Raw genomic sequence first — 15,310 nt, forward strand, 5'->3', positions numbered from 1 at the left:
TGCTCCTCAAAACAAACCGCTCTGATTTTTCAGCAGGGCTTCCACATCTTTATCGACCTTGATGTGGATTTCATGCTCAATTTTCACGTTCATATTGATGGTGATCGGCTCTTTTGGCGCCGCCACTTCAATACGCGGCACGCAGCCAATTAGCGGCAGCCAGGCTGCCAGCACCAGTAATGCCCTGAGGCTCATGGTTGGGGATCCTTTTTGGATGGCAGGGTGGCGTTTTGCTCCACCCAGGATTGCAAATTATCGCCAAAGCGCAGGCTGCGCCACAGCTGGAATAGATTTTCCTGATGACGGTAGTTGAGGTTGATAGTTTGCCGCCGATTGCTGAACTGGCTGGTGCCTGTGACCTGCGACTGCAACGTCAGGTTGCCGAAGTTATCCAGATCGAGCGTCGCCCAGGAGCGGGAGATCTCCATATAACGCAGCCAGTCCATCGCCGCACCGGCTGCAAAATTGTTGCTGGTAATGGCGTCAGCCATATCTTTATCCATACGGAAGGTCAGTGGGCCGCTGTTGGCAATCCAGCCCTTCTCGATCAGCCAGCGCGGATTGTTGACCCACAGCGGCAGTTCGCCGTTGACCTTACCCGACATAGCAAACTGTTTCGGTTTGATGGCGGTCACCAGGCGGCTGAGATCGATGGCGCGCAGCGAAATACGCGCCGGGTCGTGCTGCGGCAGGCTCAGCAGCGGCATACTGACATGGCCGCCCAGCAGGTCGAGGTTGACGTTGCTCAGCGTCAGCGGCTGATGCGCCTGCCACGGATAATGGCCCTGCAAATCGGCGGTGATGTTCTGCAAGGCAAACTGGTTTTTCACCTCGGCGATGCGCAGCGTCACCGGCCCGCGCCGCCCCAGCTGCCATTGATGATCCTTCAGGCGGAACGGCAGCGAGAAATCGACGCCGTTGATTTCGCTATCCGGCATCCATACGCTGCCGTTTTTTACCGTCCAGTGGCCGCCCGCTTCAAAACCCTGGCCGCTGGCGGCGGAGAATGCCACCTGGGCGCGCAGTTCGCCGGATTGAATGCGCATTTTCAGATCGCTGCTCAGCAACGGCTGAAAGACGGCGAGAGATTGTGCGGGCCACCAGGCCTCACCGCGCAGGCGTGTGCCATCCCAGCGCCCGTTCACTCGCAGCGGACCGATATCTTCCGCCTTCAGCTGCCCGCGCCAGACAAACTGGCTCGGATCGCGGCCTTTGGCATCGAAATCGAGCTGCGACGGCGGCAGCCAGCCACCGTAGCTGAACTGCGTCTGGCCTGATTTGAGGGAAAAACCGCCAGCGAACGCCCGATGTGCGGCATCACGCTGCCAGCGCACCGGGGCGGTGAGGGTCAGACGCGGTTGGCTGACCTGCACCATGCCATAGGCCAGCTGGTCGAAACCGGTATCCAGCGTATCCAGGCTGATCAGGGTGTCATGCCAGCTGCCGGTGCCTCTGACATCCCATTTGGCGTTGAGAGGTTCCATGCGCCCGTCGCCCCAGTAGCGCCAGTTCCAGCGGCCGCTGTCCGGCCAGAAGTTGCTGGCGCGCCCATCCAGATGCAGCGCGAAGCGACCAAAGCTCGGATCGTGCGCTTGCAGGATCGCCTGTAAACGCCCGTTAATCCCGGCGGTGCCGAGCGTGACCCCGGCCAGCGGCCAGCGCGCTTCGTCCACCTCCAGCGTTGACAACAGACGTCCACGCAAGCGCAGCAACGCGCCGGGTCGCAGCGTCAGTTGCGGATCGGTCAACATGCCGTGCAGCAGGCCAGGGATCGCGCCAAATAATTGCAGATCGGCAAATTTGCTCTCGCCGGTGAGCTGGAGCGGCAGCGCGCTGTCGCTGAGGCTCAGCCTGCCCGGCCCGATGCTCAGCACCAGGTTGCCTTTACCGCCGCGTCCCTGGGTCAGCAGATTAAATCGCCCTTCAATTTGGGTATGATCCAGCCCCTGCTGCCAGTCGCTCAGGGTTAAGGCCAGGCCACCGGACAACGGCTGCCCCGCCAGCGGCCAGCGCCATTGCCCCTGGCGAATGCGAATCTGGTGATCATCAACCTGCCACGGCAGTTGCAGCAAGGGCTGCTCGTCACCCTGCTGACGCACCGTTACCGTACCCTGCTGTTGCTGCCAGTTCAGAACCACGTTGAGCGGCTGCGGCCACTGCGCCAGATTGACATCGCCGCTGAGCGCGCCCGCCACCGGCAGGCCATCGGCGAAGGTCGGCAGGGTCAGGTCGCCATGCAGTTCGAGCGGTTTGGGCAGCAGCGGATGGGTCAGTTGCAGTCGGGCGACCTGCAACTGCTGCCCCTGCAAACGGGCATCGAGGTTGAGGTTATCGCCCTGATAACGCAGGTGCTGCGCGTCTTTATCGAGGGTGAGGTCAAACTGACCGGCATATTGCTGCCACGGCAACAGAATCAGTTGATCGAGATGGATATCCGCGCCCGGCAGCAGCGCCTGCCACTCCGCGAGGCTGCGCGGAGCCGCGCTGGGGGCGCTGCTTTGCGGCAGCGATTGCAGACAGTCGCTGTTGAGCTGAACCTGCTTCGCGTACAGCTGCCAGCGCTGCTGATGCCAGCCAAGGCTGGCGTCGCTGACGCTGGCGAGTTCACAATCGCCCGCCAGATAACGCACCTGAGGAAAGCTGATGCCGCCATGTTGCCAGCGCGGCGCGCCATTCAGTTCCACGCGGGTATTTTCCGGCAACCAGATACCTGCCAGTCGCGGCAGCCATTGCGTCAGCGTCAGCATCAATCCCAGCAGCAGCAGTATCAGCGCCAGCAGCGCAGCAAGTGTTCGACGAAGGCTCCGCGTCATGGCAGCTCACTTTCCTGTCCTTTACATAATCCTGACAAAGATGATGGCATGTTACGCCAGGTAAATGAAGATATTAGGATAAAGGTCTGACTCCGGCAGCAAAGGAACGCAGAAAACGTTATCCTGTGAGGATACCGACAGACCATTTTTCAGGAGCGAAACGATGAAAGTTGCGGTTTACAGCACCAAGCATTACGACAGGAAATACCTTGAGCACGTCAACGCCAGCTACGGTTTTGAACTGGAGTTCTTTGACTTTCTGCTGACGGAAGCCACGGCCAAGACCGCCGTTGGATGTGATGCGGTGTGTATTTTTGTCAATGATGATGGCAGCAAGGCGGTGCTGGAGGAGCTGGCAGCGCTGGGGGTGAAATATATCGCGCTGCGCTGTGCCGGATTCAATAACGTCGACCTTGAGGCAGCGGCCGCGCTCGGTTTGCAGGTGGTACGCGTCCCGGCCTATTCGCCGGAAGCGGTAGCGGAGCACGCGGTTGGCCTGATGATGACGCTCAATCGCCGCATCCATCGCGCGTATCAGCGCACCCGCGATGCCAACTTCTCGCTGGATGGGTTAACCGGTTTCAATATGCATAACAAAACCGCCGGTGTGGTCGGCACCGGTAAGATTGGCGTGGCAGCCATGCGAATTCTGAAAGGGTTTGGGATGCGGCTGCTGGCGTTTGATCCCTATCCGAGCGCTCAGGCGCTGGAGCTGGGTGCGGAATATGTCGATCTGAAAACCTTGTTTGCCGAGGCGGATGTGATCACCCTGCACTGCCCGCTGACGCCGGAAAACCACCATATGCTGAATGCACAGGCGTTTAGTCAGATGAAAGATGGCGTGATGATCGTCAACACCAGCCGTGGCGGATTGATTGATTCACAGGCGGCGATTGAGGCGCTGAAACAGCAGAAAATCGGTTCTCTGGGTATGGATGTCTATGAAAACGAACGCGATCTGTTCTTTGAAGATAAATCGAATGATGTAATTCAGGATGACGTGTTCCGTCGTCTGTCAGCCTGCCATAACGTGCTGTTTACCGGCCATCAGGCCTTCCTGACGGCAGAAGCGCTGACGGCAATCTCAGAAACCACGCTGAATAACCTTAGCCAGCTGGCGCGTGGCGAACCCTGTGCCAACCAGGTTAACGCCTGACTCTCTGCGCCTGCCTTAGCGGGCGCAACGTCCACCCATCAGCGCCTGCTCGTCACAGCGACGACCATTAGCCAGCTGACACATGCCGATACGCGAGCCATCTAACTGGCGTGAAAACGCCAGCGTGCCACCGGCATTGGCGCAATTGCTCTCAGCCATGGACGACATCACCACCTGCGGCTGAATATGTGCAGCAGTCGCCTGTTGCGGGGGTTCGTTATCACTATTGCTGCTGCAGGCAGAAAGTAACAGCGCAGCACCGGCCAGCAGGAAGGAAGCGGCTTTCATCGATCAGGCTCCGGGCGGTTGGGGGAAAATTCGAACCAGCATATGTCAGGCGCAGCAAGGGGTCGAGAGGCGACACAGCTTTTTACAAAATTTTCTTTCACGCTTTGCAACCAGAATTATCCTGATTGCAGCTTTTTCGCCACTTAGCGTCGGAAAGTGGCAGCATTTGAACCACCTGAGGAGGGACTCGATGTTGACGGATATGTTAATTCGCATCGCACTGGCGGGCATTCTCGGCGGCCTGATTGGGCTGGAACGCCAGATGCGCGCCAAGGAGGCCGGACTACGCACCCACATCCTGGTGGGTATCGGTAGCGCGATGTTTATGCTGGTGTCGAAATATGGCTTTGCCGACATGCTGAACAGCGACCATGTGGCGCTCGATCCCAGCCGTATTGCGGCGCAGGTGGTGAGCGGCATGGGCTTCCTCGGCGCCGGTACCATCATTATTCAGAAGCAGATCGTTAAAGGGCTGACCACCGCGGCTGGCTTATGGGTCACCGCCGCCATTGGCCTGGTCATCGGTAGCGGCATGTATGAAATCGGTATTTATGGCACGGTGCTGGCGCTGCTGGTGCTGGAGACCTTCCGCCGTATCAGCCACCTGCTGATTGGCCGTCATCACACCCTGATGGTGCATCTCAAACCGAAAAGCGTGCCGCTGGTGTTGCTGGTGCTGCAACGTGAAGGTATCCGCTACGGCCATATCGCGGTAGTCAACCGCGACAGCGAAAATGGCCTGTGTGAACTGAGCGTAGAAGTGACATTGTCACGCAAGGCGCCGGGGCATTCCCTTTATGAAAAAGTAATGGAAATCAAGGGCGTTCAGTCGCTGGAGATGGTGTAAAAAGCAACAACCTTAGATTGCGGTGCCTTCGCCTGCCGTCAGCACACGGATGAGAAAGTCATGACGGGCCGCTTTGCTAGACTGAAATGATTAACCCCGGCAATTTTACGGGCATTCTCAGCGTAGCAAAGGACGATTTATGATTACCGTCGACGGCAACGGTGCAGTGGCTTCTGTCGCCTTCCGCACCAGCGAAGTTATCGCCATTTACCCCATCACCCCAAGTTCCACCATGGCTGAGCTGGCCGATGGCTGGTCCGGCGAAGGCCGCCATAACATCTGGGGCGACGTGCCGCGCGTGGTGGAGATGCAGTCCGAAGGCGGCGCCATCGCCACCGTGCACGGCGCGTTGCAGACCGGCGCGCTCTCCACCTCGTTCACCTCATCGCAGGGTTTGCTGCTGATGATCCCCACCCTGTACAAACTGGCCGGGCAGCTGATGCCGTTTGTGCTGCATGTGGCGGCGCGCACCATCGCCACCCACGCGCTATCGATTTTCGGCGATCATTCCGACGTAATGGCGGTGCGTCAGACCGGTTGCGCGCTGCTGTGCGCCTCCAGCGTGCAGGAAGCACAGGATTTCGCGCTGATTGCGCAGATGGCGTCCCTTAACAGCCGTATCCCCTTTATTCATTTTTTTGATGGCTTCCGCACCTCGCACGAGATCAACAAAATTGTCCCGATCGACGACGAAACCTTACAGGCGCTGATGCCGGAACAGGCGATTGCCGAACATCGCGCCCGTGCGCTGACGCCGGATCATCCCAGCATACGTGGCACCTCAGCCAACCCGGATACCTTTTTCCAGTCACGCGAAGCCACCAACCTCTGGTATGACGCCTGTACCGGACACGTCGAAGCCGCCATGCAGGCCTTTGCCGAACAGACCGGCCGCCATTACCGGCCATTTGAATTTTACGGCCATCCGCAGGCGGAACGGGTGATTGTGATGATGGGTTCCGGTTGCGGCACGGCCGAAGAGGCGATTGATGAACTGCTGCAACGCGGGGAGAAAGTCGGGCTGGTCAAGGTGCGCCTGTATCGCCCGTTTGCGGCGGCGCATCTGTTGAGCGTGCTGCCTGAATCGGTGCAACGCATCGCGGTGCTGGATCGAACTAAAGAGCCTGGCGCGCTCGGCGAACCGCTGTTTCTCGATGTGATGACGGCGCTGGCGGAAGCCTTTAGCCGCGGTGAACGCAGCACGCTCCCGCGGGTATGCGGCGGCCGTTACGGTTTGTCATCCAAAGAGTTCGCCCCGGACGCGGTGCTGGCGGTGTTCCGCGCCCTGCAACGCCCCCAGCCACCGGCACGATTTACCGTCGGCATTTACGATGATGTCACCCACCTGTCGCTGCCGCCGGAAGCCAATATCGTGCCGAATCGCGCGCATCTTGAGGCGTTGTTTTATGGTCTCGGCAGCGATGGCAGCGTCAGCGCCACGAAAAATAACCTGAAGATCATTGGCAACGCCACGCCGTGGCAGGTGCAGGGCTATTTTGTCTATGACTCGAAAAAGGCAGGCGGCCTGACCGTTTCACATCTGCGCGTCAGCCAGCAGCCCATCCAGTCGGCGTATCTGATCCAGCAGGCCGATTTTATTGGCTGCCACCAGCTGCAATTTATCGACAAATATTTGATGCTCGACCAGCTGAAACCCGGCGGGATTTTTCTGCTCAACACCCCTTATGCCGCCGATGAGGTCTGGTCCCGCCTGCCACAGGAGGTGCAGACCCAGCTTAATGACAAACAGGCGCGGTTTTACGTGATCAATGCGGCGCGTATTGCCCGCGAGTGTCAGCTCGGCGCGCGCATCAATACCGTGATGCAGATGGCCTTTTTCCAGCTAACGCAGATTCTCCCCGGCGACAGCGCGCGGACCGAGCTGCAAAACGCCATTGCCCGCAGCTACCGCAGCAAAGGCGAAGAACTGGTGCAGCGCAACTGGCAGGCGCTGGCCATGGCGCAACAGGCGCTGGAAGCGGTGCCATTGCAGCCAGTCGATATCCGCAGTCCGCACCGGCCGCCAGTGGTGGCCGACAACGCTCCCGATTTCGTCAAAACCGTCACCGCCGCGATGCTGGCCGGACTGGGCGACAAACTGCCGGTCTCCGCGCTGCCGCCGGATGGCAGCTGGCCGACCGGCACCACGCAATGGGAAAAACGCAATATCGCCGAAGCCATCCCCATCTGGCAGCCTGACCTCTGCACCCAGTGCAATCACTGCGTTGCCGCCTGCCCCCATGCGGCCATCCGTGCCAAAGTGGTAGACCCGGCAGCGCTCGACGGCGCGCCCGCGTCCCTGATGTCGCTGGATGTAAAATCACGGGATATGCGCGGGCAAAAATATGTGTTGCAGGTCGCGCCCGAGGATTGCACCGGCTGTAACCTGTGTGTTGAGGTCTGCCCGGCCAGCGACCGTCAGCACCCGGAGATTAAGGCGATCAATATGATGTCGCGTCTGGAGCACGTTGAAGAGGAAAAAATCAATTACGACGCGTTCCTGGCGCTGCCGGAACTGACGGCCGAACAGCTGGAACGTATCGATATCCGTACGTCGCAGCTGATCACCCCGCTGTTTGAATATTCCGGCGCCTGTTCCGGCTGCGGCGAAACCCCGTATATCAAACTGCTGACCCAGCTGTTCGGCGATCGTCTGTTAATCGCCAACGCCACCGGTTGTTCTTCCATTTACGGCGGCAATCTGCCCTCCACGCCTTATACCACCAACGCCGACAGGCGCGGCCCGGCCTGGGCCAACTCGCTGTTTGAAGATAACGCCGAATTTGGCCTGGGCTTCCGTCTGAGTGTGGATCAGCAACGCCAGCGCGCGCGGCGTCTGCTGGATCAGTGTGCTGCGCAGCTGCCGGAAACGCTGGTAGCAAACCTTAAAAGTGACAATGTCACACCAACATTGCGCCGCGAGCAAATTGCGCAGCTGCGCAGCCTGCTCAACGATCGGCCTGCTGCCACCGCGCAGGCACTGATCGCCGCGGCGGATGCGCTGGTGGATAAATCGGTGTGGCTAATTGGCGGCGATGGCTGGGCGTATGACATCGGTTACGGCGGACTGGATCATGTGATGAGCCTGAGTGAGAACGTCAATGTGCTGGTACTGGATACGCAGTGCTACTCCAATACCGGCGGCCAGGCGTCGAAAGCCACGCCGCTCGGCGCGGTAACCAAATTTGGTGAACAGGGTAAACGCAAAGCGCGCAAAGATCTTGGCATGGCGACCCTGTTGTACGGGCACGTCTATGTGGCGCAGATCTCCCTTGGCGCGCAGCTGAATCAAACCGTGAAGGCGATTCAGGAGGCGGAAGCCTGGCCAGGACCATCATTGATCATCGCCTATAGCCCCTGTGAGGAACACGGTTATGACCTGGCGTACAGCCATGAACAGATGCGCCTGCTGACCACCAGCGGATTCTGGCCGTTATATCGCTTTGACCCGCGTCGGACGCAACAGGGGAAAGCCGCGTTATCGCTGGATTCGCGCCCGCCCAGCTCTGAGCTGGAACAGGCGCTGATGAATGAGCAGCGCTTCCGTCAGTTACAAACCCAACAACCGGAAGCGGCCGCCCAGCTGTGGCGGGATGCCAGCGACGCGGCTCAGCAGCGTTATCAGCGGCTGGCGGAACTGGCAGGAAAAGCAGAGAACAGTGAGTGATACAAAAAGCCCGACGCGACGGTCGGGCTTTCCTGAAATTAACAGGGCTTGAGTTGGGTAATCGCCATCTCCACCGCCCGGTTGGGTGATCCGGTTAACTCACGGTAGCGGAGTTGCAGATTTTGTAACTCCGTCGCCAGTACATCTTTTTCTGTTGTCACGCCGCGCTGTGCCAGCTCGAGATAACATTGCCCCACCAGCCGGCACGCTTCTTCAAATACCATGTCGTACGTTTGCATCTGCCTCTCCTCACCTTTAGAAACTAAAAAAAACGCTGTCTCCATCCTGTCAGCGTGGCGCAGGCAAAATCTTCGCGCAGATCAATAAATGCACTAATAGTTCAAATAAAGAATGCTGATCCCTCGTCGGGAAGCAAATTAACCGGAATGTCGCGGTCGTTCCATGCGGAATCCCATCCCAATCAGACGACCAAAGACAAAACGCAGAAACGGGAAGCGGCGAATGAGGCTGGGCATTTTGCTTTTGCCGCCCGGCTTACGCTTGTTGCTGCTCATTTTAATTTGCAGAAATTGTGTGGCGACGGTCGGGAACTGACGACGCTTCTGCACCTTCGCCAGATCGCCGGGCGTGACGCAGCCTTTCAGCAGCGGTCCGGTGAGATAATTCGCCGTCGCCACCGCATCCTGGATCGCCAGATTGACCCCGACGCCGCCAATGGGTGACATGGCATGTGCCGCATCACCGATGCACAGCACGCCCGGCTTCGCCCAGCTGTCGAGCCGATCAATGCGGATCGACAGCAACTTAAACGCGTCCCAGTCGCGGATTTGCGCCATGCGCGCGGCATCAAAAGGCGCCACGGCGGCGATAGCCTGTTGCAGCTGCGCCAGCCCGCTGGCCTGCAACGCGCCGAATTCACCTTTCGGGATGGTGTAACCGCACTGCCAGTAGTCGCCGCGATCGATGACGATAAAGTTCTGCCTTGGCCCTTTGTGTCCCATGCCCCACACCGGATCGTCCGGCTGCTTATCCAGCCGGAACCAAATCACATCACGCGAGGCACCAAATACCTGGCTGGTTAATCCGGCGGCCGCGCGCACCGCCGAGCTGCGACCATCGGCCCCGACCACCAGCTGCGCCTGAATTTCGACCGGCCCCTGTTCGCTGATGGCCCTGATACCGGACACGGCGCCGCCCTGATAGCGGAAACTGTCAAAACGGGTGGATTGCAGCAGGGTAAAACCTGCGAATTGCGCGCTTTTCAGCGCCAGAAAATTGAGGAAATCCCACTGCGGCATAAAGGCGATAAAGCGGCATTGCACCGGCAGGCGCGAAAAATCGGCCATGGTGACATCCTGACCCGCCACTTCGGCCTGCAACTTTTCCGCGCGCTGATGCGGCAGCTGTAACAGCTCGTCCAGCAGACCCAGCTGATGCATGACCTCCAGCGTGGAGGGATGAATGGTGTCGCCACGAAAATCGCGGAGGAAATCAGCGTGTTTTTCAATTACCACCACGCGCAGACCAGCGCGCACCAGCAGATAACCCAGCATCAACCCCGCCGGGCCGCCACCGACAATGCAACAATCGGCGTTAAGGATCTCACTCGCTTCAGGCTTCATAACCGCTCCTTCGTTAGCATCCAGCCAGTTTATGATAATAATTATCATTTGTGTATGCAGCGGCACGATTTATCACGTAGTCAGGAGGGATGGGAATTTTTCCGGAAGAACAGATGAGGCAGGCAAAGAGGACTGGAAGGAATATGCCCCACCCGGCGCTTATCTCCGGCACTCGCAATGGCTTAGCTCTTGAAGGGGCAAAGACATCATCTCAGATAATTCCGAGCTGCGCTTAACAATTATTGCTATGATGATTATTAGCAGAATAACTATAACTTACCGTCTGTAACTACCAGAGATAAATTCTGCCAAAATCCTGCTGATCCAATGACGCCTGAGCAATATCGCTATAAAACGTGCTGGAATTCGCCGCCGTAATCCGTACCATACGCGTCATACTTATGCCTGGCTGGCGTATCAGATATTGCCGCACCTATGCCCCTTTTGTTTCCGAGACAGTAAATAATGCAAGAAAACCAAGCTGTTGCGAAGAAAGAGCAATATAACCTGAAGGTAAAGCGTATATATTTATAAGGCTATAAAAAATAATAAAAATCATATAGTTAAACAAGAATCGCAACACCGCTAACTACTGTCAATCTGCTTAATTTATGCCCTTTTCCTGCCCTTTTTTAATAATTTTGCCCCTGATTTGCCCCCAAATTTGCCCCGCAAGAACCGCGAATTCGACGCAGAAACGGGCATCTTATGAACATTATTTTGCCCCTAAAAAATGAATGAATCGCCACGGGTTTAACAGACACCTGAGAGTCATTTAAGATGACTTAAAAGAGAGGTGCCCATGAGCGGTAAACGTTATCCCGAAGAGTTCAAAACTGAAGCGGTTAAACAGGTCGTTGATCGTGGTCATTCCATCGCGAGCGTCGCCACCCGGCTTGATATCACCACACACAGTCTCTATGCCTGGGTAAAATAAAGTACGGTCCTGATTCTTCCAGTAATAATGAACAGACAGATGCTCAGGCCGAGATCCGCCGTCTTCAGAAAGAGTTGAAGCGGGTTACCGACGAACGGGACATATTAAAAAAAGCCGCGGCGTACTTCGCAAAGCTGTCCGACTGAGGTACGCCTTTATCCGCGACAACAGCCGTTGCTGGCCTGTTCGTTTGCTCTGTCGGGTTCTGGACGTCCATCCGAGTGGATTTTATTTCTGGCTTCAGCAGCCACATTCACATCGTCACCAGGCAGACCAGATGCTGACCGGGCAGAGCAAACAGTTCTGGCTTGAGTCTGGGGGCGTGTATGGTTATCGCAAGATCCATCTCGATCTGCGTGATACCGGGCAGCAGTGTGGAGTGAACCGGGTCTGGCGGCTGATGAGGCGTGCCGGAATAAAAGCTCAGGTTGGGTACCGTAGCCCAGGGGCACGTAAAGGCGAAGCCAGCATCGTGGCACCCAACAGGCTCCGGCGGCAGTTTAATCCGGACTCACCGGATGAGCGTTGGGTGACGGACATAACCTACATCCGAACCCACGAAGGCTGGCTTTATCTGGCCGTGGTGGTTGACCTGTTCTCTCGTAAAGTTATCGGCTGGTCAATGCAACCCCGCATGACAAAAGAGATTGTCCTGAACGCATTACTGATGGCGGTGTGGAGGCGTAATCCTCAAGGTTCACTCTGATCAGGGCAGTCAGTACACGCGCCATGAGTGGCAATCTTTCCTGAAATCACACGGTCTGGAAGGCAGCATGAGTCGTCGCGGTAACTGCCACGACAACGCAGTTGCGGAAAGCTTTTTCCAGCGACTGAAACGCGAACGGATTAAGAAAAAGATCTACGGAACACGGGAAGAAGCCCGCAGCGATATTTTTGATTACATCGAAATGTTTTATAACTGTAGGCGTCGGCATGGTTCGAGCAATCAGATGCCACCGGCAGAATACGAAAACCAATATTATCAACGGCTCGGAAGTGTCTAGATTATCCGTGGCGATTCAATGATTGTATAAATATTTTATGAGCACTCTGCGGATTGATTCGCGATCTATCTCTTCGCCAGCACTCACCAGTTCCGCGACAGCGGCCCCTATCTCGTGGCACATCGCGTCATACGCCTGCTCTGCAAATCCCTTTTCCATATAACCTCCTGATTACATATTGTTACGGTGGCTTGAATTGATAAGTCAGCGGCATTAAAGTTAGCAAATCATAAGGATGTTACAGATTTTTCAAAGCAGACAGGAAGGAGTCTCGGGTGTCTTACAGTAATCAATACATCATCTCCTGGATGGATGCAGACCATGAACTGGCTCTGCGTCTGGACCGCGCGCTGAAGGGAGTGAAAGACAGCGTCCTCGAAAAAGGTCAGCAGCTCAATGATGCATTCACAAGAGCTACCTGGTATTCCTCCTGCTTTACTGACAACTATCAGGATGTTTGCTCCAAGTTGAGCAATGAGGATGTGAGATTTTTAAAGGCGCTGGTTGAGCTGGTAAAGAGAAGAGATATTATCACTTATTTAATCAGACTTTATGTCGAGAATTATTTTCATGGCTTTTCTGAAGATAAAATAACAAAAATTGCAAGAGAACTGTCGCGCCTGGGTGCACACACCGCAAGTGGTGTTTTAACAAGTCGCTCAATCGTTTATGCTGTGACATCAGCTATTGCGCACTCTTTCGCTATATCTTCATTTTTTTCGCGGGAAAAAATCGGCAATTATACAAATTATGCTATATGGCTCCTGACGGCTTACAGCTACGTGGACAAAGCAGCAAAGAAAGCCGACGAACTCCATGCTATAAATCCGACTTATTACCGCATCTTGTATAGTCAGAATGTTGAAATGCTTTACTTTCTAGTTGAACCAGTGCTTTCTCGTAATAATCACTTCAGTACCTTGATGAAGTCAGAAAGAGAATTGGCTGAAGGCTTATATAGGTTGATGCAATAATGAATAAGTTTCTAACAAGAATCGTTAAAGATTTGGCATGGTACTTTTCGGGACTAATACCCGTTATTCTGGTGATCATCTTTGGAATGTTCGCAGTAACGTATTGGGAGAAATACGCAATAAAATCAATAGGAATTTTCATCATATTCATTGGGATTGCGTATTTTTATGTTGTGAAAAAAATAAAAAACACAAAAGAGCAAGACTGATTATGAACTGAGCTTTAGCTTATTCATCACCGGTATGTAATATCAGTCGTATAACCACCGCCTTGCTTTAGCTGACTCTATTAGCATCCTTATGGTTAGTGGCTTTTTATCAAGGTTTACGGGATTCCTTGAGAAAACAGATTTCGATTTCCAGGGGAAGTAATGGTCAAACTCAAAACCTGTGTGAGCAACATGGAAGTGTTCAAAATATTTGTCGAGCATCTCATCCACGTCTTCAGGGTCATACAGCTCCTGTAAGGGTGCATCATCCTTTACTTCTACTTTGCGCAGAAGAAGTGTTGTTACCAGCGGGAGTTCTTTGTTTATAAAGTCCCTCACTGTTTCATCGCTAAACTGCATCACCAGATTTTGTCTCCAGCTTTTCGTCAATCGTAAAGCCAGCGACCTGCTCTGGCTGAATCAATTAGCATCTGAACTGTGAGTTCAGCTGGTGCGTGGTGATCGGTACTAAGCCACTTGGGTAGAATCACATTGGGTAGAAAGCGGACCCCTGCATTAGGAAAAGAGCGATTAATGGAAAATCCCGACATATCAACACAAAGAGATTCAGCATATTCATCAAGAAAATCGCTGGCTTCTTAAGCTAACTCCTTCCGGTAACGCTCAAAAAATGCAGGCAGAAAGGGGTTTTCCGGCAAGGAGCGGTATTCATTGCGCACACCTACACACCGCTTATCACACGGCTTAAGCTGACTTCCTACCTGATAGGCTGCCATTTCATGCACCCATACCATCTCCGTTTGTTCGTCTTAGCTACAAAATCCCGCTTCGATGGCCCTTGCAAGCCCCTTCCTGGCCCCTTCCATGCCCAGGCCGGTTTCATGGGCCAGATAGATAATAGGGAGGTAATAAAGTCCGAGCATATTTGCGTGGGGAGAAGTCATCAGATAAAACGCCACTACCTGAGCCTCTGCCCCCGACTCTCTCAAAATACGACCTGTCTTACCCGGCCAGAATTGTGGAGACACTGTTGAGTAATCACGCATAACCACAAGGTGTAACAAAACCGGCAGGACGGTACGAACTGTTGAAAACTACATTTGCCTTTTAAATTCCCTGCTCCGCTTTGCGTACATTTCTGGCTATATAAAAACGAAACCATTCGAAGGCATTAAAAAGTTACAGAAAGCCAGAGTCAAACCCGACCCACTGACAAAAAGTGAGTTTCAGAAGCTTGTGGAATCTGAGACGGGCCAGAGCCAGAACATGTGGCAATTTGCGATCTACTCAGGCGTCCGCCACGGTGAGCTGGCGGCGCTGGCGTGGGAAGACGATGATCTGGATAATGGGACGGTGCATATTCGTCGTGACTTAACAGCGCCAGGAACATACGGGCCGCCAAAAACAGATGCAGGCGATCGCATCATCAAGCTCCTGCAATCTGCGGTTGAAGCCCTGAAAGCACAACGCCTTCTGACGGAATTACAGCCAAAAACAAAAGTTGTTTTCCACCATCGTGAATACGGTTCGACAGAGAAACAGAAGATCCGGTTTGTTTTCATTCCAAGGCTCAGGAAGGGAGAACAGAAACCCGGCTATTCCCTTTCAAGCATCGGCGGTCGCTGGAATGCTGCTGTAAAACGTGCTGGCATTCGCCGCCGTAATCCGTACCATACGCGGCATACTTTTGCGTGCTGGCTTTTGTCGGCCGGAGCTAACCCCTCATTCATAGCGAATCAGATGGGGCACGAAAACGCGCAGATGGTTTATGAAATTTACGCCACCTGGATCGAAGAGTTGAACGGCGAGCAGGTAGATATGCTGAATAGCAAACTGGCGATTTAAAAAACCTTTGCCCCTTACATGCCCCC

The 15,310-nt window shown here is 55.0% G+C and carries 13 protein-coding genes and 5 pseudogenes; 9 read left to right on the top strand and 9 right to left on the bottom strand.

Features of this window, described 5'->3' with window-relative positions:
* Window positions 1–6: 6 nt before the first annotated feature.
* Both AC6I8V_RS10735 and AC6I8V_RS10740 read right to left on the bottom strand, forming a co-directional pair.
* Window positions 7–195, bottom strand: coding sequence for a YnbE family lipoprotein (locus tag AC6I8V_RS10735; RefSeq protein WP_008106429.1), 189 nt, complete (start codon window positions 193–195; stop codon window positions 7–9).
* Window positions 192–2,813 (bottom strand): YdbH family protein, encoded by a 2,622-nt coding sequence (locus tag AC6I8V_RS10740; protein ID WP_497842261.1) that lies wholly within the window; start codon window positions 2,811–2,813, stop codon window positions 192–194. Before AC6I8V_RS10740 ends, AC6I8V_RS10735 begins: the two co-directional genes overlap by 4 nt.
* A gap of 163 nt (window positions 2,814–2,976) precedes the next feature.
* On the opposite strand from AC6I8V_RS10740, the gene AC6I8V_RS10745 reads away from it, so the two are divergent.
* Window positions 2,977–3,969 carry a 2-hydroxyacid dehydrogenase gene (locus AC6I8V_RS10745; protein WP_497842262.1) on the top strand — a complete coding sequence of 331 codons (993 nt, stop codon included), beginning with the start codon at window positions 2,977–2,979 and terminating at the stop codon, window positions 3,967–3,969.
* Between the two features lie 15 nt (window positions 3,970–3,984).
* Here the strand turns inward: AC6I8V_RS10745 and AC6I8V_RS10750 are convergent, their stop codons facing one another.
* Entirely contained in the window at window positions 3,985–4,257 is a 273-nt protein-coding gene (locus tag AC6I8V_RS10750; RefSeq protein WP_497842263.1) for a putative hemolysin, read from the bottom strand.
* Between the two features lie 190 nt (window positions 4,258–4,447).
* On the opposite strand from AC6I8V_RS10750, the gene AC6I8V_RS10755 reads away from it, so the two are divergent.
* Window positions 4,448–5,104 carry an MgtC/SapB family protein gene (locus tag AC6I8V_RS10755; RefSeq protein ID WP_497842264.1) on the top strand — a complete coding sequence of 219 codons (657 nt, stop codon included), beginning with the start codon at window positions 4,448–4,450 and terminating at the stop codon, window positions 5,102–5,104.
* Between the two features lie 139 nt (window positions 5,105–5,243).
* Complete coding sequence (gene nifJ, locus AC6I8V_RS10760; RefSeq protein WP_497842265.1) at window positions 5,244–8,771, top strand: pyruvate:ferredoxin (flavodoxin) oxidoreductase; 3,528 nt, start codon at window positions 5,244–5,246, stop codon at window positions 8,769–8,771.
* Window positions 8,772–8,809: 38 nt separating this feature from the next.
* On the opposite strand, the gene AC6I8V_RS10765 is transcribed toward nifJ, so the two are convergent.
* Both AC6I8V_RS10765 and AC6I8V_RS10770 read right to left on the bottom strand, forming a co-directional pair.
* Window positions 8,810–9,010: a DUF2767 family protein gene (locus AC6I8V_RS10765; protein WP_497842266.1), complete on the bottom strand. Its 201-nt coding sequence runs from the start codon at window positions 9,008–9,010 to the stop codon at window positions 8,810–8,812.
* Between the two features lie 138 nt (window positions 9,011–9,148).
* Window positions 9,149–10,354, bottom strand: a complete 1,206-nt coding sequence (locus tag AC6I8V_RS10770) for an FAD-dependent oxidoreductase (protein ID WP_497842267.1) — start codon at window positions 10,352–10,354, stop codon at window positions 9,149–9,151.
* 340 nt (window positions 10,355–10,694) lie between these two features.
* Between AC6I8V_RS10770 and AC6I8V_RS10775 the strand changes: the two are divergent.
* The 4 genes and pseudogenes from AC6I8V_RS10775 to AC6I8V_RS10790 all read left to right on the top strand — a co-directional run.
* A pseudogene (locus AC6I8V_RS10775) lies at window positions 10,695–10,766 on the top strand (hypothetical protein); the annotation flags it as partial.
* 390 nt (window positions 10,767–11,156) lie between these two features.
* Window positions 11,157–11,291: a transposase gene (locus AC6I8V_RS10780; protein ID WP_497842268.1), complete on the top strand. Its 135-nt coding sequence runs from the start codon at window positions 11,157–11,159 to the stop codon at window positions 11,289–11,291.
* A 157-nt stretch (window positions 11,292–11,448) separates the two neighbouring features.
* Window positions 11,449–12,025 (top strand): annotated as a pseudogene (locus tag AC6I8V_RS10785) (IS3 family transposase); the annotation flags it as partial.
* Between the two features lie 39 nt (window positions 12,026–12,064).
* On the top strand, window positions 12,065–12,295 hold the full coding sequence (locus AC6I8V_RS10790) for an IS3 family transposase (RefSeq protein WP_497845817.1): 231 nt from the start codon (window positions 12,065–12,067) through the stop codon (window positions 12,293–12,295).
* 15 nt (window positions 12,296–12,310) lie between these two features.
* Here the strand turns inward: AC6I8V_RS10790 and AC6I8V_RS10795 are convergent, their stop codons facing one another.
* Window positions 12,311–12,454 carry a hypothetical protein gene (locus tag AC6I8V_RS10795; protein ID WP_497842269.1) on the bottom strand — a complete coding sequence of 48 codons (144 nt, stop codon included), beginning with the start codon at window positions 12,452–12,454 and terminating at the stop codon, window positions 12,311–12,313.
* 116 nt (window positions 12,455–12,570) lie between these two features.
* Here AC6I8V_RS10795 and AC6I8V_RS10800 point away from each other — a divergent pair, with 116 nt between their 5' ends.
* On the top strand, window positions 12,571–13,269 hold the full coding sequence (locus AC6I8V_RS10800) for a hypothetical protein (protein ID WP_497842270.1): 699 nt from the start codon (window positions 12,571–12,573) through the stop codon (window positions 13,267–13,269).
* Between the two features lie 251 nt (window positions 13,270–13,520).
* Here AC6I8V_RS10800 and AC6I8V_RS10805 read toward each other — a convergent pair whose 3' ends face one another.
* The 3 genes and pseudogenes from AC6I8V_RS10805 to AC6I8V_RS10815 all read right to left on the bottom strand — a co-directional run.
* Window positions 13,521–13,838 (bottom strand): DUF1493 family protein, encoded by a 318-nt coding sequence (locus AC6I8V_RS10805; protein WP_497845818.1) that lies wholly within the window; start codon window positions 13,836–13,838, stop codon window positions 13,521–13,523.
* 26 nt (window positions 13,839–13,864) lie between these two features.
* Window positions 13,865–14,065, bottom strand: a pseudogene (locus tag AC6I8V_RS10810) (DUF1493 family protein); the annotation flags it as partial.
* Between the two features lie 21 nt (window positions 14,066–14,086).
* Window positions 14,087–14,485, bottom strand: a pseudogene (locus AC6I8V_RS10815) (DNA-binding protein); the annotation flags it as partial.
* A gap of 7 nt (window positions 14,486–14,492) precedes the next feature.
* Between AC6I8V_RS10815 and AC6I8V_RS10820 the strand changes: the two are divergent.
* Window positions 14,493–15,284: pseudogene (locus AC6I8V_RS10820) on the top strand (tyrosine-type recombinase/integrase); the annotation flags it as partial.
* Window positions 15,285–15,310 lie beyond the last annotated feature (26 nt).

The sequence above is a fragment of the Pantoea sp. X-Soil-TKNS-1207 genome (assembly GCF_059730485.1).